The sequence below is a fragment of the Marisediminitalea oceani genome, from assembly GCF_003731635.1.
In the GTDB taxonomy this organism is placed as follows: Bacteria; Pseudomonadota; Gammaproteobacteria; order Enterobacterales; family Alteromonadaceae; genus Alteromonas; species Alteromonas oceani.
In genome coordinates this window covers 53523-76397 of sequence record NZ_RCUA01000071.1, presented here as the reverse complement: position 1 = coordinate 76397, position 22875 = coordinate 53523, and the positions used below count along the sequence as shown (strand labels likewise).

The 22875-nt window shown below is 49.1% G+C and carries 19 protein-coding genes and 1 pseudogene; 14 read left to right on the top strand and 6 right to left on the bottom strand.

The features are described from left to right. Positions 1-57: 57 nt before the first annotated feature. On the top strand, positions 58-2103 hold the full coding sequence (gene metG, locus D9T21_RS18700; protein ID WP_123326730.1) for a methionine--tRNA ligase: 2046 nt from the start codon (positions 58-60) through the stop codon (positions 2101-2103). A 330-nt stretch (positions 2104-2433) separates the two neighbouring features. Here the strand turns inward: metG and D9T21_RS18695 are convergent, their stop codons facing one another. Next, the gene (locus D9T21_RS18695) at positions 2434-3195 is read right to left on the bottom strand and encodes a class I SAM-dependent methyltransferase (protein WP_123326729.1); all 762 of its coding nucleotides are present in this window, start codon (positions 3193-3195) and stop codon (positions 2434-2436) included. Between the two features lie 94 nt (positions 3196-3289). On the opposite strand from D9T21_RS18695, the gene gloB reads away from it, so the two are divergent. The 4 genes from gloB (at position 3290) to D9T21_RS18675 (ending at position 7391) form a co-directional block, all read left to right on the top strand. Further along, a complete protein-coding gene (gene gloB / locus D9T21_RS18690; RefSeq protein WP_123326728.1) occupies positions 3290-4081 on the top strand; it encodes a hydroxyacylglutathione hydrolase in 792 nt (263 codons plus the stop codon). Between the two features lie 119 nt (positions 4082-4200). After that, entirely contained in the window at positions 4201-5856 is a 1656-nt protein-coding gene (locus D9T21_RS18685; protein ID WP_123326727.1) for a lytic transglycosylase, read from the top strand. A gap of 22 nt (positions 5857-5878) precedes the next feature. Beyond that, positions 5879-6940: an ion transporter gene (locus tag D9T21_RS18680; protein ID WP_123326726.1), complete on the top strand. Its 1062-nt coding sequence runs from the start codon at positions 5879-5881 to the stop codon at positions 6938-6940. Next, positions 6924-7391, top strand: a complete 468-nt coding sequence (locus tag D9T21_RS18675; RefSeq protein ID WP_123326725.1) for a methyltransferase family protein — start codon at positions 6924-6926, stop codon at positions 7389-7391. Before D9T21_RS18680 ends, D9T21_RS18675 begins: the two co-directional genes overlap by 17 nt. Here D9T21_RS18675 and D9T21_RS18670 read toward each other — a convergent pair. Next, positions 7388-8818: pseudogene (locus D9T21_RS18670) on the bottom strand (aminotransferase-like domain-containing protein). The gene D9T21_RS18675 and the pseudogene D9T21_RS18670 overlap by 4 nt on opposite strands. 233 nt (positions 8819-9051) lie before the next feature. On the opposite strand from D9T21_RS18670, the gene D9T21_RS18665 reads away from it, so the two are divergent. Then, positions 9052-9660: a LysE family translocator gene (locus D9T21_RS18665; RefSeq protein WP_123326724.1), complete on the top strand. Its 609-nt coding sequence runs from the start codon at positions 9052-9054 to the stop codon at positions 9658-9660. A 457-nt stretch (positions 9661-10117) separates the two neighbouring features. Here D9T21_RS18665 and cysS read toward each other — a convergent pair whose 3' ends face one another. Beyond that, a complete protein-coding gene (gene cysS / locus D9T21_RS18660; protein ID WP_123326723.1) occupies positions 10118-11506 on the bottom strand; it encodes a cysteine--tRNA ligase in 1389 nt (462 codons plus the stop codon). A gap of 202 nt (positions 11507-11708) precedes the next feature. Here cysS and D9T21_RS18655 point away from each other — a divergent pair, with 202 nt between their 5' ends. The 5 genes from D9T21_RS18655 to D9T21_RS18635 all read left to right on the top strand — a co-directional run bounded on the left by D9T21_RS18655 (position 11709) and on the right by D9T21_RS18635 (position 17588). After that, complete coding sequence (locus D9T21_RS18655) at positions 11709-12203, top strand: peptidylprolyl isomerase (RefSeq protein ID WP_123326722.1); 495 nt, start codon at positions 11709-11711, stop codon at positions 12201-12203. A gap of 81 nt (positions 12204-12284) precedes the next feature. Next, the gene (gene lpxH, locus D9T21_RS18650; protein WP_123326721.1) at positions 12285-13019 is read left to right on the top strand and encodes a UDP-2,3-diacylglucosamine diphosphatase; all 735 of its coding nucleotides are present in this window, start codon (positions 12285-12287) and stop codon (positions 13017-13019) included. A 211-nt stretch (positions 13020-13230) separates the two neighbouring features. Then, positions 13231-14814 carry an alkaline phosphatase gene (locus D9T21_RS18645; protein WP_123326720.1) on the top strand — a complete coding sequence of 528 codons (1584 nt, stop codon included), beginning with the start codon at positions 13231-13233 and terminating at the stop codon, positions 14812-14814. A 14-nt stretch (positions 14815-14828) separates the two neighbouring features. After that, positions 14829-16793: an alkaline phosphatase gene (locus D9T21_RS18640; RefSeq protein ID WP_123326719.1), complete on the top strand. Its 1965-nt coding sequence runs from the start codon at positions 14829-14831 to the stop codon at positions 16791-16793. 69 nt (positions 16794-16862) lie between these two features. After that, a complete protein-coding gene (locus D9T21_RS18635; protein WP_240622005.1) occupies positions 16863-17588 on the top strand; it encodes a hypothetical protein in 726 nt (241 codons plus the stop codon). A 36-nt stretch (positions 17589-17624) separates the two neighbouring features. On the opposite strand, the gene D9T21_RS18630 is transcribed toward D9T21_RS18635, so the two are convergent. Next, on the bottom strand, positions 17625-18029 hold the full coding sequence (locus D9T21_RS18630; protein WP_105935758.1) for a rhodanese-like domain-containing protein: 405 nt from the start codon (positions 18027-18029) through the stop codon (positions 17625-17627). 185 nt (positions 18030-18214) lie between these two features. On the opposite strand from D9T21_RS18630, the gene D9T21_RS18625 reads away from it, so the two are divergent. Further along, positions 18215-18874, top strand: coding sequence for an OB-fold-containig protein (locus tag D9T21_RS18625; RefSeq protein WP_123326718.1), 660 nt, complete (start codon positions 18215-18217; stop codon positions 18872-18874). A gap of 3 nt (positions 18875-18877) precedes the next feature. Here D9T21_RS18625 and D9T21_RS18620 read toward each other — a convergent pair whose 3' ends face one another. Continuing rightward, a complete protein-coding gene (locus D9T21_RS18620; protein WP_105935756.1) occupies positions 18878-20182 on the bottom strand; it encodes a methyl-accepting chemotaxis protein in 1305 nt (434 codons plus the stop codon). A 115-nt stretch (positions 20183-20297) separates the two neighbouring features. Next, positions 20298-21053, bottom strand: a complete 756-nt coding sequence (gene miaE / locus D9T21_RS18615; protein WP_105935086.1) for a tRNA isopentenyl-2-thiomethyl-A-37 hydroxylase MiaE — start codon at positions 21051-21053, stop codon at positions 20298-20300. 158 nt (positions 21054-21211) lie between these two features. Between miaE and D9T21_RS18610 the strand changes: the two genes are divergently transcribed. Beyond that, on the top strand, positions 21212-21679 hold the full coding sequence (locus D9T21_RS18610; protein ID WP_105935085.1) for a hypothetical protein: 468 nt from the start codon (positions 21212-21214) through the stop codon (positions 21677-21679). A gap of 156 nt (positions 21680-21835) precedes the next feature. Next, entirely contained in the window at positions 21836-22435 is a 600-nt protein-coding gene (locus D9T21_RS18605) for a Yip1 family protein (protein WP_105935084.1), read from the top strand. The last annotated feature ends 440 nt before the right edge of the window (positions 22436-22875 follow it).

The following is a 22875-nucleotide window of genomic DNA, read 5'->3' as shown; positions in this document are numbered from 1 at the left end:
GCATTTCCGCTAGTATTTGCGCCATTTCCAATAGCAATTAGCCGAACGAATTATTCTATGTCTGAACAGAGTCATCTGACTAACGGCAAGCGCCGAATTCTGGTAACCAGCGCGTTACCCTATGCCAACGGATCTATTCACTTAGGTCACTTGCTTGAACATATTCAAACCGATATCTGGACCCGTTTCCAGCGTTTACGCGGTCATGAATGTTACAGCGTTTGTGCCGATGATGCACACGGTACGCCGGTGATGCTCAAAGCTCAGGAGCTTGGCATCACCCCGGAAGAAATGGTGGCTAAGACCCGTGCTGAGCACCATCAGGATCTCACAGACTTTTTTGTTGATTACAACAATTACTATGTGACCCATTCACCGGAAAACCAAGCGTTCTGTGAAGAAATTTACAATCGTCTGGATAAAGCCGGTTACATTTCCAAGCGCACGATCAACCAGCTGTTCGACCCGGAAAAGAATATGTTCCTGCCGGATCGCTTTGTAAAAGGTACCTGCCCAAGCTGTGGTGCAGAAGACCAGAACGGCGATAGCTGTGACGTGTGCGGCGCTACCTACAGCCCTACCGAGGTGAAAAACCCACGTAGTGTTGTGTCTGGTGCCACGCCGGTACTGAAAGAATCTGAACACTTCTTCTTCGACCTGCCGCAATTTGAAGGTATGTTAAAAGAGTGGATCCGCTCAGGCGCGATTCAGGAAGAAATGGCCAACAAACTGCAAGAGTGGTTTGAAGACGGTTTACAGCAGTGGGATATCAGCCGCGATGCGCCGTATTTTGGTTTCGAAATTCCTGGCGCGCCGAATAAATTCTTCTATGTTTGGGTTGATGCACCGGTAGGCTACATGGCCAGCTTTAAGAATTTCTGCGACAGTAACAACGTAGATTTCGACAGTTTCTGGAAAGCCGATTCCGATGCCGAGCTGTACCACTTTATTGGTAAAGACATTACTTACTTCCACTGCCTGTTCTGGCCGGCGATGCTGGAAGGTGCGGGATTCCGTAAACCTACCGGCGTTAACATTCACGGTTTCGTTACGGTTAACGGTGCGAAAATGTCTAAGTCTCGCGGTACTTTTATTAAAGGCCGTACTTACCTGGACCACCTGAACCCTGAATACCTGCGTTACTACTTTGCTTCTAAGCTCGGTGATGGCGTAACCGATATCGACCTTAACTTTGAAGATTTCGCTCAGAAGGTCAATTCTGACTTAGTTGGTAAGGTGGTAAATATTGCCAGCCGTTGTGCAAGCTTTATTACCAAGCGTTTCGACGGCAAGTTATCAGAAACCGTGCTGGAGCCAGAGCTGGTTAAACAGTTCCAGGATGCTTCTGAAACTATCGCTAGCCTGTTCGAAAAACGTAAATACCACCAGGCTGTGCGCGAAATCATGATGCTGGCAGATAAAGCTAACCAGTTTATCGATACTAACGCACCGTGGGTAACTATTAAGCAGGAAGACAAGCAGCAGTTTACCCATGACGTTTGCTCACTGGGAATTAACCTGTTCCGAATTCTGGTGACTTACTTAAAACCCGTACTGCCGGTACTGGCCGAAAAAGCCGAAGCCTTCTTAAACGACCAATTAACCTGGGACAGTGCGCAAACCGTGCTCACTAACCACGAAATTAATAAGTTTAAGCCAATGATGCAGCGCGTAGAGATGGATAAAATTAACGCTATGGTTGAAGACTCAAAAGAAAGCCTGGCCGCCGAGCCGAAGTTAGATCCAAACAGCCCACTGGCGAAAGATCCTATCAGCGAAGAAATCACCTTTGAAGACTTTGCTAAAGTGGACTTCCGCATTGCGCGCATAGCCAATGCTGAGCATGTAGAAAAGGCCGACAAACTGTTACGTTTGGAACTGGACCTGGGCGGCGAAACCCGTCAGGTATTTGCCGGCATTAAATCTGCCTATGCACCAGAAGATTTAATTGGTAAGCACACGGTAATGGTAGCCAACCTGGCGCCTCGTAAGATGCGCTTCGGCATGTCAGAGGGCATGGTACTAGCCGCCGGCCCGGGTGGTAAAGACCTCTACATTCTGGAGCCACACGAAGGCGCCCAACCCGGCATGCGGGTTAAGTAAGAAAAAACCACTGTTTTTTCTTATCCCGGAAAGGCCAAAGGCCTTATCCGGGATCTCCGAAACAGTCTGACTAATTCAACCAGGCTAACGTCCTAAAATCATCCCGGCCTCCGAGCCGGGATCTCCCAATAGCACTGACTCAGCTCAAATAACCTTTTATGGAGATCCCCGCCCAATAGCACGCGGGGATGACGGGGTTATTCCTGTCATCCCGGCCCTCGAGCCGGGATCTCCCAATAGCACTGACTCAGCCTGAATAATCTTTTATGGAGGTCCCCGCCCAAAAGCACGCGGGGATGATGGGCTGTTTTTCTAGTAAACGTCGGCCAATCAGCGATTCGAAGAATGGGTAACTCTGGACGCAGCATCGCGCATGCTCGCGCCTACGGCAGAGAAGCGTGGTTTCACTTTCCACTTCGGTTTAACCGTGGTCATAGGAAGAGTGCGTTTGCGGGCCATTAGTACATAAACCGATGAACACCACGGACAGTATCGGCTGCACCACTGTTGCCAAGCAGCTGGCTGACCTTTGTGGTGGCTGGCAAATAGCATGGAAAACAGAATATGCCGGTGCTCAAAGATTTCAAAACCGAGCAGTTGCAACCAGTCTTTAATCCGCCCGGCGGAGAAAAAGCGGGCCTGATGCAAAATATTGCCTTTTTTAATGGGTAGGAAACGCGCGAGCCCGGTAAGGCTGTACGGATTGAACCCGCTAATAATCACATAGCCATTGGCGGTAATCGTACGATCAACTTCTCGCAGTATTTCATGAGGGTCTCTGGCAAAATCGAGCTCGTTGGCCAGTAAAAAACCATCAATACTGTTTTCGATGTAGGGCAGATTATCTGAATAGGAAATCAGGCTGCTGGCTTCAGTGGCTACCTGAGTTTGTGCAACCTGATTGCGAATGGCACAACCTGGCAGCTCTATTTCGCTACTCAGATTGCCCAGTTTGACCAGGTTATAACCAAACACCCGTTGGCTGAGATCATCACAAACACCCTCGATAGCCTGTTTAAGCTCATCGCCCCCCGGCAATTCAGACCAGCTTTGCGGGTATCGTAACGGTTTGGGGTGAAACGCTGATTTCATAAACGCCTGATGTTATAAACTGCTTGCACGTATTGCATGCGACCACACAACTTTATAGTATCTGAACAACCATGTACAACTTACGGACTGGACTATGCCAACCGACAGTTTTCCGGCGGATCTTTCTGTTACGCCGATCCCCGCCTTTAACGACAACTATATTTGGTGTTTGCACAACGAGCAATATGCTGTCGTAGTGGATCCGGGTGATGCTGACCCGGTACTGGCATTTTGTAAAGACAATGGCCTGGCTCTGGCAGCCATCCTGATTACCCACCATCACCACGACCATACCGGTGGTATCACTAAACTAAGCAGCACGGTAAAAGATTTACCGGTTATCGGCCCTCGTGGCGGCCACATTAGTGGTATTACTAAATCCGTTGCTCAGGGCGATTTAGTAAAACTATCGCTGATTGGTTGTGAGTTTAATGTACTGGAACTGCCTGGCCATACGCTTGATCATATAGCGTTTGTGGGGCATAACGCGCTGTTTTGTGGTGATACGCTGTTTTCTGCCGGTTGCGGCCGTTTGTTTGAGGGAACACCTGGTCAGATGCATCGCTCACTGAACAAAATTAAACGCCTGCCAGCGTCTACCGTTATTTACTGTACGCACGAATATACCCAGGCAAATGTGAATTTTGCCCTGGCCGCCGAGCCAGATAATCAGGCTCTCCAGGCATATGACAACTGGGTAAAAGAGACCCGTGCTCAAAACACACCTACCCTGCCCACCCTGCTGAGTACGCAACTGGATATAAACCCTTTCCTGCGATGCGATTCACCAACCATAAAAAAATCCGTTGCCAGTCAGTCAGACGCGGAACTTATCGACGAAATAGCCGTCTTTACTCATCTGAGACAATGGAAAGATAATTTCTGACTGTTGATAAAGTGGTTGGGCGCAGGTGTCGCCTATAGTATTAGCTCCAACGGGATGCATTGAGGCGCGAATTTGCGTACACTGGTATGCTGTTGAATTATCTAAGGGTTCGTTTCTCAATGAAATTAAAGTTGTCTGCGCTTCATCTTTTTGTTGTTGCTTCGCTCAGTGGTTGCCAGTTAACTGAGACAACCGAGCAAGCCGAGACAGAACTGCAGGACAACCGTTCAACCTGCGAGATTGCCCATACCGATATTAACGACCAGGCCGACTGCGAACTGGCCAACGAAGGGGTTATTGAAGTAATGCACCCTACCGAAGAGGTAGAGGTAGATATTTCTCCGGTTGAGGAAGCCGTTGAACCGGTTGTCATTGAAAACCTGTGGTTACGAGCCAGTAATCAGTTTGCCTTCGAAATCCCGGATAACAAGCGCGTAGCGGTGCAGCGCGACTGGTACCTCAAGCACCCGGCTTATATGGAGCGGGTTTCCAAACGCGCCAGACCTTTCCTGTATTATATTATTCAACAAATTGAAGCCCGTGAGATGCCGCTGGAACTGGTGCTGCTGCCGATTGTGGAAAGTGCCTTTGATCCGTTTGCCTATTCCCATGGCCGTGCAGCGGGTATGTGGCAGTTTATTCCCGGTACCGCAAAGCGGTTTGGTATAGAGCAAACCTGGTGGTACGACGGTCGTCGTGACGTAATTGCCTCCACCGATGCAGCGCTGGATTACCTGACTTACCTGAATAAGATGTTCGACGGTAACTGGTTGCATGCGCTGGCCGCTTATAACAGCGGCGAAGGCCGTGTAGGCAAAGCCATTAAGCGTAACAAACAAGCCGGTAAACCTACTGATTTCTGGTCGCTTGATTTACCGCGGGAAACCCGCGCTTATGTGCCCAAACTACTGGCACTGGCAGACATCTTAAAAAATCATGACACTTATGCATTCAGCTGGCCTGAAATCGACAATGCGCCGGTCATTGCCACCGTGGATACCGGCTCACAGCTGGACCTGGCATTTGCCGCCGAACTGGCGGGCATGGAGCTAAAATCACTGCATGCGCTTAATCCTGGTTATAACCGCTGGGCTACCGATCCTGATGGCCCGCATCGGTTAGTGTTGCCGTTGGATAAAGCCGAGGGCTTTACTAACCAGCTCGCGCAGGTCGATCGCAAAGAACGCCTCAACTGGGTTCGCCATAAAGTAAAGTCTGGCGATAGCCTGCTTAAGCTGGCCAAGGAATACCACACCACGGTTGATGTGATTAAAAGTATTAACGATATGCAGGATAATATGATCCGTATCGGCGATCATCTGATGGTGCCGGTTGCGCTTAAGAAGCTGGATGCTTACACGTTGTCGCAGGATCAGCGCCTGGCGTCTACCCAAAATCAGAAACGTGGCAGCTACCAGCTCACGCATAAAGTGGCCGCCGGTGATACACTTTGGGATATTGGCCGTAAATATAAAATAAGTACGCGTTCGCTGGCGAAGTGGAACGGCATGGCGCCAACTGATCCGCTTATGCCGGGTAAAACCCTGGTGATCTGGGTGGATGAAGCAAGCGATGAGCAAAAGCGCGATGCCATTATGCGCACGCTCACTTACACCGTAAAACGCGGTGATTCACTGGCACGCATCGCACAAAAATTTAATTTACGCACCAGCGACATTACCAAGTGGAATAACCTGAATCCCAAGAAATACTTACAACCAGGGCAAAAACTCACCCTGCACGTGGATGTAACACGGTTACGCAATTTAGGATAATCGCCAACTATACAGAGGGCCCATGTTTAGGATAAACCGGGAAAACCTACGCAACAGCCACGAGGGCCCCTGGCTACTGCTCGACATTATTATGTTGGGCCTGTTGCTGCTGAACCTGCTGTTTTTACTGTTTGATGGACTGTACAACACCGCCTTTATTCGCGATAGCCTGAATGCCTGGTCGCCGGCATTTGTTAACTTCTACGACCCCATCCACAAAAATTTCATTCTGGTCGATCTGGTGTTTATCACCATTTTCTTAACCGAGTTTTTCGTTCGCTGGATTGTTGCCATTAAGACCGAAGAGTACCTGCGCTGGTACTTTTTCCCGTTCTTACGCTGGTACGATTTAGTTGGCTGTATTCCCTTAGGCGGAACCCGGATATTCCGCTTTTTGCGGATATTTTCCATTCTGTACAGATTGCACAAGAATAAAATCATCGACCTCAACGACACCGGTATCTACCGCTTCTTTTCGTTTTATTACGATGTATTCGTGGAAGAGTTAAGCGATCGGATTGTAGTTAAGGTACTTACTGATGCGCAACAGGATATTGCCGCCGGCTCGCCGCTCATCGACGATATCACCCAAAACGTATTAGCGCCGAGACGACCGGTAATAAGCTCCTGGATGTCCAACATCGTTAATCACCTTGGGCAGTCTATTAACGACAGTAAACATGGTGATGTTATCCGGCGGCACGTGAAAGATAGTGTCGGTAAAGCCGTGCGTGAAAACGCCCAGGTATCTACGTTGTCTTATGTTCCCGTAGTTGGCCGCACCATTGAAAGTACTCTGGAAAGCGCGGTAACAGACATCGTAACAGCCTCTGTTGTTAACCTGCTTACCGACCTTGAAGCCAGAGACATTGAGGAGTTTGTCAGCTCCGGCCTGAAAGACTTTACGCCGGAAGAACAAAATCTGGATAAAGAATTTTTACTGGTGGTGAATGAATGTATTGAAGCCATCAAAGGGCATGTTTCGCAGCAGCGCTGGAAATCGCAGCTGATTGAGAAACAGCAACAAAAGAAAGCGGCAAAAATGAATCCCGTGGTGGACGATAGCGATGTTAAACAACCTTGAACTTAAAATACCGCCGGTTATTGTATTTGTTGCTGCGCTGGCCCTCACCTGGTATTGCGCCACTCTTAATGTGATGCCACTGCCCCACCCTTTGCGCCCCTTCGGTTTTGTGTTGTTTGTGGCTGGCGGGTTAATTGGAGTAGCCGGCGTTGTGGCGTTCAGGCAGCAGCGGACCACCGTGAATCCTCACCGACCGCAAAATGCTAGTCGTCTGGTGGATGGCGGCATTTTTGCCTATACCCGTAATCCCATGTATCTGGGCCTGGTTGTTGGCGTGGCAGGGGCAGCATTTATTGTTCGCGATGCCAGCGGGTTGGTGTTCGCGCTGATCACCATGGCCTACTTACAACGGTTTCAAATCGTCCCTGAAGAGCGCTTTATGCTTGAGCTGTTCGGTGATGAATTCAGCCAATACTGCCAGCGCACCAAACGCTGGTATGGGCGCCACTAAGCCATTGCTACACTGGCTGGCGCCATATCCATTAGTAGCTCGCCCAATACCGCCATACTTCGCTCGCGGGTTGCCTGGTCGCGATCAATATAATTAAACCGCAAGCAGTTACGGTACTTGCCGGTGGCGGAAAACATCTGCCCGGGAGCCAGGATTATCCCCCGTTGTTTGGCCTGCTCTGCCAGGCGTGTCGCATCATAGCCCTCGGGCAACTCAACCCACAAAATAAAGCCCCCTTCCGGAAAGCTTACCCGGGTGTTTTCCGGAAAGTGCGCCTCGATGCCCTTGAGCATCACATCCCTGGCTTTGCGGTAAGACTGGCGCATCGCCCGTAAATGCCGTTAGTAACCGCCTTGGCGAATAAAATTACCAATCGCCAGTTGCGGCAACGTTGGGCACATGGAGCTACTGACATATTTAATGTGGGTCACTTTGTCCCGATAGCGCCCCGGCGCGATCCAGCCAACTCTGAAACCCGGCGCCAGGGTTTTCGAAAACGAAGAGCACAGCAATACCCGGCCATCTTCATCAAATGATTTAATGGTTTTGGGACGCGGGTATTCAAAGGCAATATCACCGTAAATATCATCTTCGATTATCGCTATATCGTATTCCCGCGCCAGTTGATACAGCGCCTGCTTTTTAGCCAGAGGCATCACGTAGCCCTGAGGATTATTCACCGTTGGCGTAACTAAGATAGCTTTAACCGGCCATTGATCCATGGCCAGCCTGAGCGCCTCTATACTCATACCGTCACGAGAATCAGTGGGGATTTCAAGCGCTTTTAAGTTAGCTGCTTTGATGGCCTGCATGGCACCATAAAACCCCGGAGACTCTACCGCTATCACATCGCCGCTTTGTGCTACCGCCCTTAAGCAAACTGACAGTGCTTCCTGACAGCCAGAGGTGACTACGAAGTCTTCTGCATCGAGCTGGCATCCGGTGGTGGCGGTAAGCCGCACCAGTTGCTCACGAAGTCCGAGTTCGCCCTGTACATGCCCATAAGACATGCCATCCTGCGGACGGTGGCGGTTAAGTTCGTAGATATTTTTCAGTAGCGGTTTCAGAGTCGATGAACTCATATCCGGCATGGCATGCTGAAACTCACAACTGGCCTCTACACCATGGCCCATCAGCATGGCCAGCACATCTTCCCAGAGCGATACGTCCATGGGCCGCTGCGGTGGTTTAGACTCCCTTGGCCGCGCAATGCGTTCTTTAGCCTTTGCAACAAAATAGCCCGACTTTGCCTTAGCGGTAACCAGACCTTCCTGCTCCAGCACCCGGTAGGCTTCCTGTACGGTGGAAATGCTAACGCCGTGCTCATTGGCAAGTTGACGAACAGACGGCAGTTTATCGCCTGATGCAAAGTAGCCCATCTGAATGTGTTCTTTTAGCCGCGTGGCCAGGTGCAAATATCTGCTCATCTGTATATCCGCTAAATATCGAAAACCATACACCTATCAATATATCAGCACTTTTAAATACAAAACCATACAGTTTATGGAAATTTGCACCATACAGCCGGCTTAAATAGCTATCTGTATGGCTTGTTACTCAGTTTATTGCATCTAAATAAATACAGATTAATCCCGCATGCTATAACAACAGCCTGCGCTGTAACGCTACTTTAATCACTAACTTTTCAGGGCGCACTTTTATGGAAACCTCATTATCGCTGGGCATTGCCACCTTTGCTTTTATTACTTCTGTCACTCCAGGGCCAAATAACATGATGCTGCTGGCTTCAGGGGCCCAATTTGGTTTTACCCGCACGTTACCTCATATGCTGGGAATTGTATTTGGTGTGTCTATGTTGTTACTGAGCGTACTGCTTGGTCTCGGTGTGCTGTTTCAGCTTTATCCGGTCATTTATTCGGTGCTGAATGTTGCCGGTGCGGCCTACCTGCTCTGGCTGGCGTTTAAAATTGCCTCCGGCCCGGTTAACGGCATCAGTAGTGATAATGGGCGCTCAACTCAGCCCTTCACCTGGTGGCAGGCGGCGCTATTTCAGTTTGTTAATCCCAAAGCGTGGATGATGGCGCTTGTTAGTGTGAGTACTTTTAGTTTGCCAGGTAATGACTACGCACAGTCCGGCGCGATGATTATGCTGGCCTTTGCACTGCTCGGTTTACCTGCGATTTCATTATGGGCCGGCACCGGTGCGAAACTGCGTTTGTGGCTAAATAACCCGCGACGGCAAAGAGGTTTTAATCTGGTGATGGGTGCAGCCACGGCCGCCACATTATTGTTGATTGTGGAGGTTTGATCAGGATGTTATCAGGGGGGTTGTTTATACTCCCCAATAACATGTTTGGAGATCACCGCCCAAATTCTTCTGTCTTCCCGGCCTTGAGCCGGGATCTCCCGAGAAGGCTGACTCAATCGAAAAGTAAATCGAGACGTTGGATAAACTCCCCGACAACATGTATGGGGATCCCCGCCCAAAAGCATGCGGGGATGACGAAGGGGGATGCATGCGGGGATAACGGAAGAGGTGCATGCGGGGATAACGGAAGGGATGCATGCGGGGATGGCGAATGAGGTGTATGCGGGGGTGACATAGGTGGTGCATGCTGGGAGAACAGAGAGGGTTTATATGGAGATGACAGAAGTCTTATGTCCCCGGTGTCAATACCTCTGTCACGCAATCCAAATTCTTTTGTCTTCCCGGATATTTGTTGCGCAAATTCCGCGAAGGCAAATTATAAATTAGCCCTTTGCTGTTACTGGCGGCGCCAGGTGGTGCCGCCGGCGCCGTCCTCCAGCACAATGCCCATGGCGGTGAGTTTGTCGCGAGCGGCATCGGCTGCGCCCCAGTCTTTCGCTGCACGAGCGTCATTCCGCGCTTTGATAAGCGCTTCGATTTCCGCTACCTCGTCGTCATTGCCCGACTGCATAAAGGCTTCCGGATCGCGCTGCAGGAAGCCCAGAATACCACCAATGCCTTTTAGCACGGCGGCAAGCTTGCCAGCTTCTTCTGCACCAGCATCGCCCTGTGACTTGTGTTTATTTAAATCACGGGCAAGGTCGAACAGCACCGAGTAAGCCTCTGGCACATTCAGATCATCATTCATGGCCTTCTCAAAACGCTCAAGGTATCCGCCGTAACTGAGGTCAGTGACGCTGTCTACCTTCACACCGCGCAGTGCGGTGTAAAGCCGCTCAAGAGCTGATTTAGCCTGGTCGATATTATCCTGGGAATAACTGAGCTGGCTGCGGTAATGCGCCGACATCAAAAAGAAGCGCAGAATTTCCGCATCGTGCTCACCTAATACATCACGCAAGGTAAAGAAGTTGCCCAGTGATTTGGACATCTTCTCGTCATTCACCTGCACCATCCCGGTATGCATCCAGGTATTTACATAAGGTGTATCGAAAGCACAGCAGGATTGCGCCACTTCATTTTCATGGTGCGGGAAGATTAAGTCAGAACCACCGCCGTGAATATCGAAGTGCTCGCCCAGATGTTTGTGATTCATGGCGCTACATTCAATGTGCCAGCCTGGTCGGCCGTCGCCCCAGGGTGAAGCCCAGGCCGGTTCGCCCGGCTTGGCGGTTTTCCACAGCACGAAGTCCAGCGGATCGTCTTTACCCGCTGCCACTTCAACACGCGCACCAGACTGTAACTGTTCCAGATTCTGTCGGCTCAGTTTGCCGTATTCATTAAACTTGCTCACGTCAAACAACACATCGCCGTTCCCGGCCTGATAGGCATAGCCTTTAGCCACGAGCTTTTCGATGACGTCGATAATCTCGGCCATGTGCCCGGTGACCCGCGGTTCGATATCCGGCTCAACCAGATTCAGCGCAGCGAAATCTTCGTGCATCATGGCAATGGTACGCTCGGTAAGCGCTTCGGTTGTTTCGCCGTTTTCATTGGCCCGGGCGATGATTTTATCGTCCACATCGGTGATGTTACGCACGTACTTCACGTCATAATCCAGGTGACGCAGATAACGCACCAACACATCAAAACTGAGATAAGTACGGGCATGGCCCATGTGGCTGAGGTCATACACGGTTATGCCACAAACATAGAGTCCCACCTTCCCTTCTACCAGCGGCTGAAAACGCTCTTTCTGACGGGTTTTGGTGTTAAACAGTTGCAACATATCCTAATTTCCTCTTAAACCGGTTTGGGTGGCGAAGTTTAGCACTGTAATTCCCGTCTGACCACGCTCTGCCGCCAGTTATAAACGCATTTTCAGGCGAATAAACAAATAGGTACTTCAGAGGGGTTTTCGCATTCTGGCATTTGGGCTACCATTAGCGGTCTATATAGCCAAAAACTAAATTAAGGTAAGGTTAAACACTATGGTGACGTTTAAAACAAATCACGGCGACATTACCCTGGAACTGTATGCCGATAAAGCACCGAAAACGGTTGAGAACTTTCTGTCTTATGTACAAGACGGTTTTTATGACAACACCATTTTCCATCGCGTAATCGACGGCTTTATGATCCAGGGCGGCGGTATGACGCCTGATATGGAACAAAAAGAAACCAAAGCACCTATCGAAAACGAAGCTAACAATGGCGTAGCCAACGAAGCTGGCACTATCGCAATGGCCCGCACTAACGATCCACATTCAGCTACTGCACAGTTTTTCATTAACGTTAAAGACAACGACTTCCTTAACTTCTCCAGTGAGAGCATGAATGGCTGGGGTTATTGTGCATTCGGTAAAGTAACCGATGGTATGGATGTTGTTGAAAAAATTAAAAATGTAAAAACAGGCAATTACGGTTATCATCAGGATGTGCCGGTTGAAGCTGTTATTATCGAAAAAGCAGTGATTAGTGAATAATCTGCACATTGCAGCCTGATTACTGAACACGCTCCGGGGAGTCTGCAGGCTCCCTTTTTAATGCCTAAAAGCTAATAATTAATGCCGTTTACTTACTTTATTGCAGACATACATCTAAGCGCTGAGCGTGATGACATCACCGAGTGTTTACTCACCTTTCTTAAGCAGGATGCCCCGCAGGCGGAAGCACTGTACGTGCTTGGCGATCTGTTTGAGTTCTGGTTAGGAGATGACGACGTTACGCCATTGTCTGAACGGGTGGCCAGTGCTTTTAAGGCGTTATCGGCAACTACGCCGGTGTATTTTATTCATGGTAATCGCGACTTCGCGATCCGTGAAGGCTGGACCACAAAAGCGGGCATGACGCTGCTTCCGGAACAGCAGGTGATTGACCTTTATGGCACGCCAACTTTACTCCTGCATGGCGATGAACTGTGCACGTTGGATATCGAATATCAGAAATTCCGGAAAAAGGCCCGGGGATGGTGGTGGCCTCGGTTAGTAGGTGCCCTGCCATTATGGTTACGCCGTAAGCTCGCTAAGCGCGGGCGCAAAACCAGTCAGAAAAACCAGCAAAATCTTACCGCTGAAATTATGGATGTCACCCCCGATGAAGTGGTTTACGTTATGGTAAGACACAATGTTCAGCAACTTATCCACGGCCATACCCACCGGCCCAACATTCACTCACTTACCGTTAACGGCAAACCCGCCCATCGGATTGTGGTAGGCGACTGGTATACCCAGGGCAGTGTATTACGGGTGAGCGCGGTAGATGTGCGCCTTGAAAAACGGCAGTTTACGCTTAGCCGGTAATATTCCTGCAACATTAACATCACCATTCTGACAACAAACCTTCATTTATAGGTCAACTATCCTTCACACATCCTGATTAGGCTAATTTTCATTCAACGCTTTGTGTAGCTTGCAACCTGCACAACCGTCCAGCCGCGTTGATTAAACCTCGTTAAGCAACCCTCGGTTTGCATGACAAAAAATATAAAATGTCATAATTGGGAATACAAAAATGAAATTGATCTTGAAAGCCGCAGCAAGTGCGATAGCCCTTGCCGTTTCTTCAGGACTGCACGCTGATGTTCTGCCTGATTCTCAGGCACAAAGCGCGTGGTTTACTGACGCTCAATCTAAAATTGCACAAAAACTTGAAGTAAACAGCAAGTTTAAGGCAAAAAACGTTATTTTGTTTGTGGGTGACGGCATGGGGGTTTCCACTCTCACTGCTTCACGTATCTTAAAAGGTCAGATGGCCGGTGAGATGGGTGAAGAAGGTTACCTGGCCTTTGAAGAATTTCCGTACACCGCGTTGGTGAAAACGTATAACGTGGATGCACAAACCCCTGATTCAGCCGGTACCATGACCGCCATGATGTCGGGATTAAAAACCGACGTAGGCGTGATTGGTGTTGACGAAGACATTGAGCGTGGCGACTGCTCGACTGTGGCAGGTAACGAAGTGATTACCGCACTGGAGTTGGCCGAAATTAAAGGCTTGTCAACCGGCATCATTTCTACTGCACGTATTACCCACGCTACACCAGCAGCTACGTATGCAAAGTCTGCCGATCGTAACTGGGAAGATGTATCAGATATGCCTGAAGCTGCAGTAACTGCAGGTTGTAAAGACATTGCCGATCAACTGGTTAATTTTGAAACCTACCTGGAAGACCGTTATACCGGTATTGATGTAAACGGTATAGAAGTCGCTTTCGGTGGTGGCCGTCGTCACTTCCTGCCTCGCGATGCTGCGTTTAACAGCCCGGATGCCGTTAGCTCGGTAGAAGGCGATCGCACCGATTCACGCGACCTCACCGCAGAATGGCAGGATATGTACCAAAACGGTGTCTATGTTTACGATCAGGCTGGCTTTGACGCCATTGACCCTGCCAGTACCGAGCGTGTATTTGGTTTGTTTAATGAATCTCACATGCAGTACGAAGCAGACCGCGCGAATGATGTGGCCGGCGAGCCTTCGGTTGCCGATATGACCACAAAAGCCATCGATATTCTGGACAATAATGAAAAAGGTTTTTTCCTGATGGTGGAATCTGGCCGTATCGACCATGGCCACCATGCTGGCAGTGCCTACAATGCCCTGACAGACACCCTGGCATTTGAAGCGGCAGTGAAGGCTGCTTACGAAAATACTAATCCTGAAGACACGCTTATTCTGGTTACCGCTGACCACAGCCATGTATTTACCATTGCTGGTTACCCTAAACGCGGTAACCCTATCCTGGGTAAAGTGGTAAATGTTGGCTCTGATGAGCCGGCTATGGCCGCTGATAACATGCCTTACACCACGCTGGGTTACACCAACGGTCTGGGTTTCCAGGACCTGGGTAACGAAACAGATGCCGATGCAATCTATGCTTATGCTGCCAACACCGGCCGTATGGATATTACAAACGTTGATACCGAAGCTTCTGGTTACCACCAGGAAGCCCTTATTCCTTTGGGTTCAGAAACCCATGCTGGTGAAGATATTTCATTGCATGCCACGGGCCCGGGCAGTCAACTTGTCCAGGGCGTTGTTGAACAGAACGTCGTGTTCCACCTGATTAATCAGGCACTGGATCTGGTAGAAGAATAAGCGGAGTAATCATAATGAATTTATTTAAATTAAGTTTAGTGGCGGTAGCCATAATGGGGCTTAGCGCTTGTTCTCTCGACGGTGACGACGGGCGTGACGGTGTAGATGGTATCGATGGTGTTGACGGTACTGCTGGTACAGATGGTGCCGATGGTGCTGACGGTCAGGATGGCACTAACGGACTCAATAGTCTGGTGATCCAGACAGCTCTTGCTGTAGGTGATGCAAACTGCCCTAACAGCGGTGTGCAAATTGACTCTGGTCTGGATGCCAACAGCGATGGCGCACTTACCGGTGACGAAATTGAATCCACCAGTTACGTATGTGTGCCGGCTTCAACCGAAGTTAGCAATTCAGAGCTGCTTACCTCACTCAATAATGACTGGTTTGTAGCAGCAGCTGCCGAAGTCGAAGCCAACAAAACTGTATGGCTGGAAGCCACCGGCGCGTTAACGACTAACAGCACCAGCTCAGCCAAAGTCGTAGTAACGTCCAAAGAAAATCTGCAACGCACCGTTACTGAAATGCGTGGACAGGCTAAAAACGTCATTTTATTTGTGGGTGATGGTATGGGTGTCTCTACCGTAACCGCTGCACGTATTTTAGATGGTCAGATGAAAGGTCTGGACGGAGAAGAAAACAAACTGAGTTTTGACAACTTTCCGTTTGCAGGGTTAGCGAAAACCTACAACGTGGATGCACAAACCCCCGATTCAGCCGGCACCATGACCGCCATGATGTCTGGTGTAAAAACCGATGTGGGTGTTATCGGTGTTGATGAAGACATAGAGCGTGGCGACTGCTCCACTGTGGCCGGAAACGAGTTAGTTACCGCACTGGAACTGGCGGAAATTGCGGGCAAATCAACCGGTGTAATCTCAACGGCGCGGATCACCCACGCAACGCCCGCAGCGACTTACGCCAAATCCGCAGATCGTAACTGGGAAGATGTATCTGACATGCCTGCAGAGGCTGTGACCGCCGGCTGTACCGACATTGCCGATCAGCTGGTCAATTTTGAGAGTAACCTGGAAGCACGATTTGCCGGCCTTGATGTAGATGGCATTGAAGTTGTTTTCGGTGGTGGTCGTCGCCATTTCCTGCCACGCGATGCCGCATTTAACAGCGCGGATGCCGTTAGTGCAGTAGAAGGCGATCGTACTGATAACCGCGATCTAACCGCTGAATGGCAATCCATGTACACCAATGGTGTTTATGTGTTCGATCAGAGCGGCTTCGATGGTCTGAGCACCGAAACCACAGAACGTGTATTTGGCCTGTTTAATGAGTCTCATATGCAATATGAAGCCGATCGTGCCAACGATGTGGCCGGTGAACCTTCACTGTCTGAAATGACCGAAAAAGCCATTCAAATCCTTGATAATAATCAGGACGGCTTCTTCCTGATGGTGGAGTCAGGCCGCATTGATCATGGCCACCATGCTGGCAGTGCCTATAATGCGCTAACGGATACCATTGAGTTCGCGAACGCCGTTGCTGCGGCCGATGCCATGACCAGTGATGACGATACGTTAATTATTGTAACCGCCGACCACAGCCATGTATTTACCATTGCGGGCTATCCTAAGCGTGGAAATCCCATTCTGGGTAAAGTAGTGAACGTTGGTTCAGATGAGCCTGCTCTGGCTGCTGATGATATGCCTTATACCACATTGGGCTACACTAACGGTTTTGGTTTCCAGAATCTGGGGAATGAAACAAACGCTGACGCAGTATACAGCCTGAACATCAATACCGGACGTATGGACCTTACCAGTGTGGATACCACTACTACCGGTTATCACCAGGAAGCGCTGGTACCGTTAGGCTCTGAAACCCATGCCGGTGAGGATGTTGGGATTTACGCCAAGGGTCCGGGTGCCTGGCTGGTGAATGGTACCAACGAACAAAGCGTGATTTTCCATGTAATGGATTACGCTGGTGACATGGTTGAGCAAGCCAACAACGAAGTGGAATAATCCACGACGGTAAATGCCACAGGGCAACCGTAAGGTTGCCCTACTTTGGTTAAAAAAGAGATACCTAAGATGTACAAAACGATTTTTACGCTTTTCGCCTTTTGTTTTGCCCCGCTGAGCTTTGCACAGAGCTGTGAAAGCAATGCTAACGCCCTGGTAGCACGCTACACCGTAGAGACTCACAACGCACGGGGTGACCAACAAAAACGACTCGAACTGTGGCGAAACGAAAGGGTAGTCGCTCACCGCTATCCCCAAACACAAATTACGGAAGCCTGGGAGCAGGTAAATACTTCCCTGATCAAGCCTACCCGCTATTTTGATGCGCATGCCAGAGCCATTGAATATCAGCCTGGAGAAAAAGTGCACGGTAAAAGCGAAACAAACTGGTCTTTCCGCAATCAGTTATTCAGCGATGAACTCATTGCCACAATGACAGAGACCAGCCGGACTGGCAGTGGTTGTAATACATTAATTACTTTTGAACGAGAGGATAATGGCACCAGACTCACCTTGATTTGGCAGCCCGCACTCAAACTGGCCACTTCATTCAAGGCAGAATCAGCTCACCAGTCAGTTCACTGGACACTCACAAACACTGAGTTTGATAAACAACAAATTGAGCAGTTTTTTGCTGCGCGCTACGCTTATCAAAGCACCGATTTTGCAGATATAGGCGATGACCATACCGACCCGTTTTTAACCAGAATGGTCCACCAGGGGTTTATTGAAAAAGGGGCTTCCGGTTACTACAACAGTGATGGCGACGCGCTGCAAGGCGGTCACCAGCACTAATTTTACTAACAGGTTGCTGAGTACCAAGCTCGGCAACTAATGACTGACTGTGCGTTTGTCGGCAACCGGCAGGCCTGCACCCATCCAGTTCTTAAAACCGCCTTCTAAGTGGCAAACGTTATCCATGCCCATTTGTTGAAGTGTTAGCGTGGCCAGCGCAGAACGCCAGGCCGACTGACAATAAAGAATCAGCGGGCCAGACTGGCCAAATACCTCACGGTAATAAGGGCTGTCCGGATCGACCCAAAACTCCAGCATGCCACGCGGCGCGTGAACGGCTTCAGGGATCATCCCGTCGCGCTCTAATTCGCGAATGTCTCTGATATCAACAAAACAGGCTTCACTTAACTCATACAGCTCCCTGGCATCTTCCAACGGGATTGTTTTTATTTGCTGCATCGCTTCATCAAGCAATGCTTTATAACCTTTACTGATCGCCATCTGCACTATTCCGGATTTCTAAAACTCAGAGTCTAACCAGCAGACAGATACCCGACAACAAGACCTTAGTGGTATAGCCGAACTGGCGGTTTACTACTGATGTGCTATAAACTCAAAGGTTTGGTTTGTTTATCTGGCCACCCCCACTACTTTTTAGGACGACCGCGACATCAGGGAAGAAGACAATGTCGGTATTTCTGTTTACCCAGGCTTATTTTATTTACAGCGTGCCTATCCTCGTTGGGTTAATGCTATGTACCATAGAAAGCCTGTTTCTGCTGCGCGGCAAATCGTTTTTTGGTTTACTGGATATGCCGCAACAATTCGGTCAGCCGGAATTGACTCCCTATCACTTTGTTCCGCACATTCTAAGATTATACGAAGTCACCTTTGTGTTCTGGTTAATGGTGTTTTTTATCACTTTTGGCACCAGCGGCATGCTGATCCAGCGCTTGTACTTTGCCTACTGGCAGGCTTATGCCCCCCAGGCCATATTGTTCCCTGTATCGCTGATAATGGCAGCCACTGCTACTGCGGTGGTTATTCACCATCTGGCACCACATTTACGCAGTTATAACAGCCTGCTTACAAATGAAGAATATGCCGGGCGCATTGCTACTATCGTGGGCTACAGCGAGTTTCTCGGCGACGAAGTTCATGCGACGGTCTTTGATCATAACCAGCAGTTGCAGAATATTACGGTTCAGGCAATGGAGGCCGGCGACCGATTGCTGAACGGCGATAAGGTGGTGTTAGTTAAGCGCACCAATGAGAGCTGGCTGGCAACCCGCCACATAGCCCTCGAACAGCACAGTCCTCAATACCGGGCGAAAATGAACCGCTGATTTCTACTGCCTGGATAGTTTGTCTACGGCACTGATAATCTGTTTGGAGCCGGAGGCAATTTCACTCATCGAAGCTTTAGTTTCTTCCACACTCTGAGCAACTTCATTCAGGGTATCCAGCCCCTGCCTGATGGTACTCACAGCATGCTTGGTTGACTGATCGTTGCGGGAAAATACGGCCATGATCTCTTTGGTCGATTCGGTGGTGCGTGACGCCAGTTCCCGCACCTCATCAGCAACCACGGCAAATCCCCTGCCCTGCTCGCCGGCTCTCGCCGCTTCGATAGCAGCATTAAGTGCCAGTAAATTGGTTTGGTCAGCAATCGCACTGATAGCACTCACCATTTTATTCAGCTCGGTGGACTGTTGTTCCAGTTCACTGATTTCAGACGAAGCTTTGGTCATTTGCTCAGTAAGTGAAGCCAGTGAGGCCACGGTTTCGGTCATTAACTGCTGCCCATTATCCGCCTGCGCGCCGGTTTCAGCAGACATGGAAGAGGCTAGCTCCGCCGCCTCTTTTACCCGACATTCATTGTCTACCTGTTGGGTAACATTACTGGCAAATTTAATGACTTTGTATACTTTGCCGTCATCATTTATCACCGGGTTATATGACGCTTCAAGCCAGACCGGGTTACCATGTTTATCAACCCGCTGAAAACGTCCGGAAATAAACTTACCCCGAGCCAGTGCATCCCAGGTTTGCTGATAATCAGGATCATCAGTCACCACCTTCGGGCAAAACATGCGATGATGCTTGCCGCGGATTTCATTTAGCGAATAACCGGTGGTTTGCAAGAACAAGGAATTGGCTTTGATGATCACACCGGTGGGCTCAAACTCAATAATCGCCATAGAACGGTCAAGCGCCTCAAGAATATCTTCGTTACTCATTGAGGATTGGGTGTCCACTTCCAGACGGGAGCCAAACACATCGATATGATCACCCCCCCCCTGCGCAGAGTAATGCGGTTGAACAATGAGCTGCACTGAAGCGTGAGAATCCTCGGCCTTTAAATTGATACTACCGGACCAGTGACGGTGATTATTGATGGCATCAGATAAGTCGCGCAAGGCTTTGGATTTATGCTCGTGGTCGGCAACTAACGATATAAATGGTACTCCCACAGCTCTGACTGCACGAGAGCCGAGCACACTTTCATTCTTACTACCACATACTTGTATCACGCTATCGGAGGTTAACTGCCAGTGCAGCAAGTCTTGTTTAAGGTTGTCTGAGGCGCGTTTATATTGAGCAAGCTCAGCCCGCAGGCTGGCAATTTCCGCTTTTAATTTCTGATTGAACATGGATAAAAGGGCTTAGAATAAAACTACATTTCGTTTGAGTATGGCACAAACCGGAGTATGCGCCATTTGCCTGCTTAAAAAGTATATATTATGAAAATCAAAGCGGATTGAAAATTTATACTGCCGGTGCACCACTGTGAAATTTAAAATCGTCATCAGCAGATGAAATCAATTCGGCTTCCACATCAGCAAAGAAGGCAACACGCTCTGCAATATCAGAACCAGCAATTTCTTCTGCCAGTGTTAGATAATCCTGATAGTGCCGGGCTTCTGAACGTAACAATGAGACATAAAAATCACCCAACCTATTATCTACGTGAGGCGCCAGTGCCGCGAAACGCTCACAGGAACGGGCTTCAATGTAAGCACCACAAATTAACTTATCGATAAGCGCCTGGGGCTCATAAGTACGCACATGACGCAGCATACCCCGGGCATAACGACTGGAGCCAACCGATTCATAGGCAATACCGTACTCCTCCATAATTTCCAGCACCTGATAAAAATGGTGCAGCTCTTCTTTTATCAGCATCACCATTTTATCGATCAGGTCCTGACTATACGGCGCACCGGATTTTGGCATCATAGACTTGGTGAGCTTTTCATGCTTGGCGAGTTCACGCCAGTCGCCCTGTTTACGATAGGTAAAATCCTCAAACGGTTTTAGCCAGGCCAGTAGTGCATCACCACTTTCCTTATCCACGGCATATTTGCGAATAAGATACATAGCTGATTGCGCTGCCTTCAATTCGCACACCAGATGATCAAGCAGGACAACGGACAGGTTCTCCCGTTTCTTAGCCTCGTCTACCCAGCTTTGTGGCGTGGGGCATTTTAAAAATGCATTGATGGGTGATAGTAATTCATTCACCTGAAAATCTCTGACCTTTTAATTGCGTAGTTAATAATAAACTTTGTTAGTTTATCACACCGCTTACCTCTGAACTTAGTCCCAGAAAGTATAATCTTTCACTTATTGATAAATCATTCACAGCCGGAGAGCCCGTCAGGTATAGTGAATTACTTAAATTGCTCGCTCTGCAGTTAATCCGCAACAGCCATCAACCAGCCCGGGTTAAAATCAGAGAGACACTCACACAACTTCCCACATCAGGAAAAACCTATTTTACCATCGCGCTGCTGACACTTTGTTCCTGGCTGAGTAAATTAACGGTGTTTGTTTTAATGGTGCTGGGCATATCGGGGTTGTCTTTGCATATTGCATTACTAAGCATTGTGGGAGCAGATCTGTCATCAGTATTACCCATTCACGGTGTCGCGGGCAGCGGCACGTTTGAAGGCGGGGTTATTTTGGCTGCAGAAATTGATGGTATCAGTAACCTGCAGCCAAGTTTTCCGCCGTTACTCGAAGCCAGTGTTCAATTACATGTTTTCGTGCTAGGCAGTGCCGCATCTATCTATGCCATGAGTCTACTGCTGGTTTCATTTATGCCATTGCTCAAACCCTCAGCAGTGACAGAGAAAAAACAGCCATAAACACGGCGCCGTGTTTTGCGTGGGTGTTAGCCTGCCCTGTTTAATTTATCATCAAAATATATTGACTTAACTTTCGCTTTGGATAAAACTGAAAATGTTGATTATTTGTTAAATAAATAACAAATTGAAAACATTCTCAGCACTGAGGGAAAGATTATGATCCTGAACCACCTGTGGGGTATTTACACCCACCCAAAAGAAGAATGGCAAGCTATTGATAAACGCCACGAAAACTATTTCTACGCGTTAAGCCACATAGCCATCATTGCACTGATCCCAGCGATTGTCGGGTATTATTCGGCAGCACATTTAGGCTGGAGCGTTGGCGCAGGTGAGTTGATCAAACTCACCCAACAGAGTGCCATGGCCATGAGTGTGGCAATGTATTTTGGCCTGATTGCGGGCGTTATTGCTTTAGCAGCCCTGATGCATGAACTAGCAAAAGCGTTTGATACCTCACCTACTTACACCCAGTCTCTGGAGTTGGCAGCCTATACGGCCACGCCTTTATTTATGGTTGGCTTCGCCGGCCTGTATCCTGAATTATGGTTTCTCATGTCGGTGGGGCTGGTAGGCTTATCCTATTCGGTTTACCTGCTGTATTCTGGTGTACCAATTATGATGCACATCCCGGAAGAAAAAGGCTTTATCTATTCAAGCTCGGTGGTAACTTGCGGTCTGGTGCTGTTAGTGATCCTGATGGCAAGTTCAGTGATTTTATGGAGCATGGGCCTTGGCCCGATTTATATGCACTAGCCTCCCTTCTTCAACGATCGAGTAGGAGGGAGTTTCGCAACTCCCGTCCTCTCACACCACCGGGCATACGGTTCCGTACCACGGCGGTTCCTGTCTGTATTGACCATAGTCAATACCTGAGTCTGTTTCGTTCATCGTGTCGCCGCTTTATCGTTTAGAACTCCGCAAACACCGCCCAGGTTTCCGACCCTTCTTGTATATTTGTCCCGGAGCAATGATTCTTCATTGCCTTGTGTCCCGATAACGCGAGAGCACGCGTGACTTGCCGCTCGTGACAGGTTCAGCCCTTCGTGCTATCGGTTTCATAGCACTACTACGGCGTCTGCTGACTTCTGATATTCCATCCCGACACCTCGCGATGTCAGTAGCTCTATAGCAGAATATCAGACCTCCCGGGGTAATTCGCGCGACCTTCCTGCTTATGCCTGTCGGCTCTACGT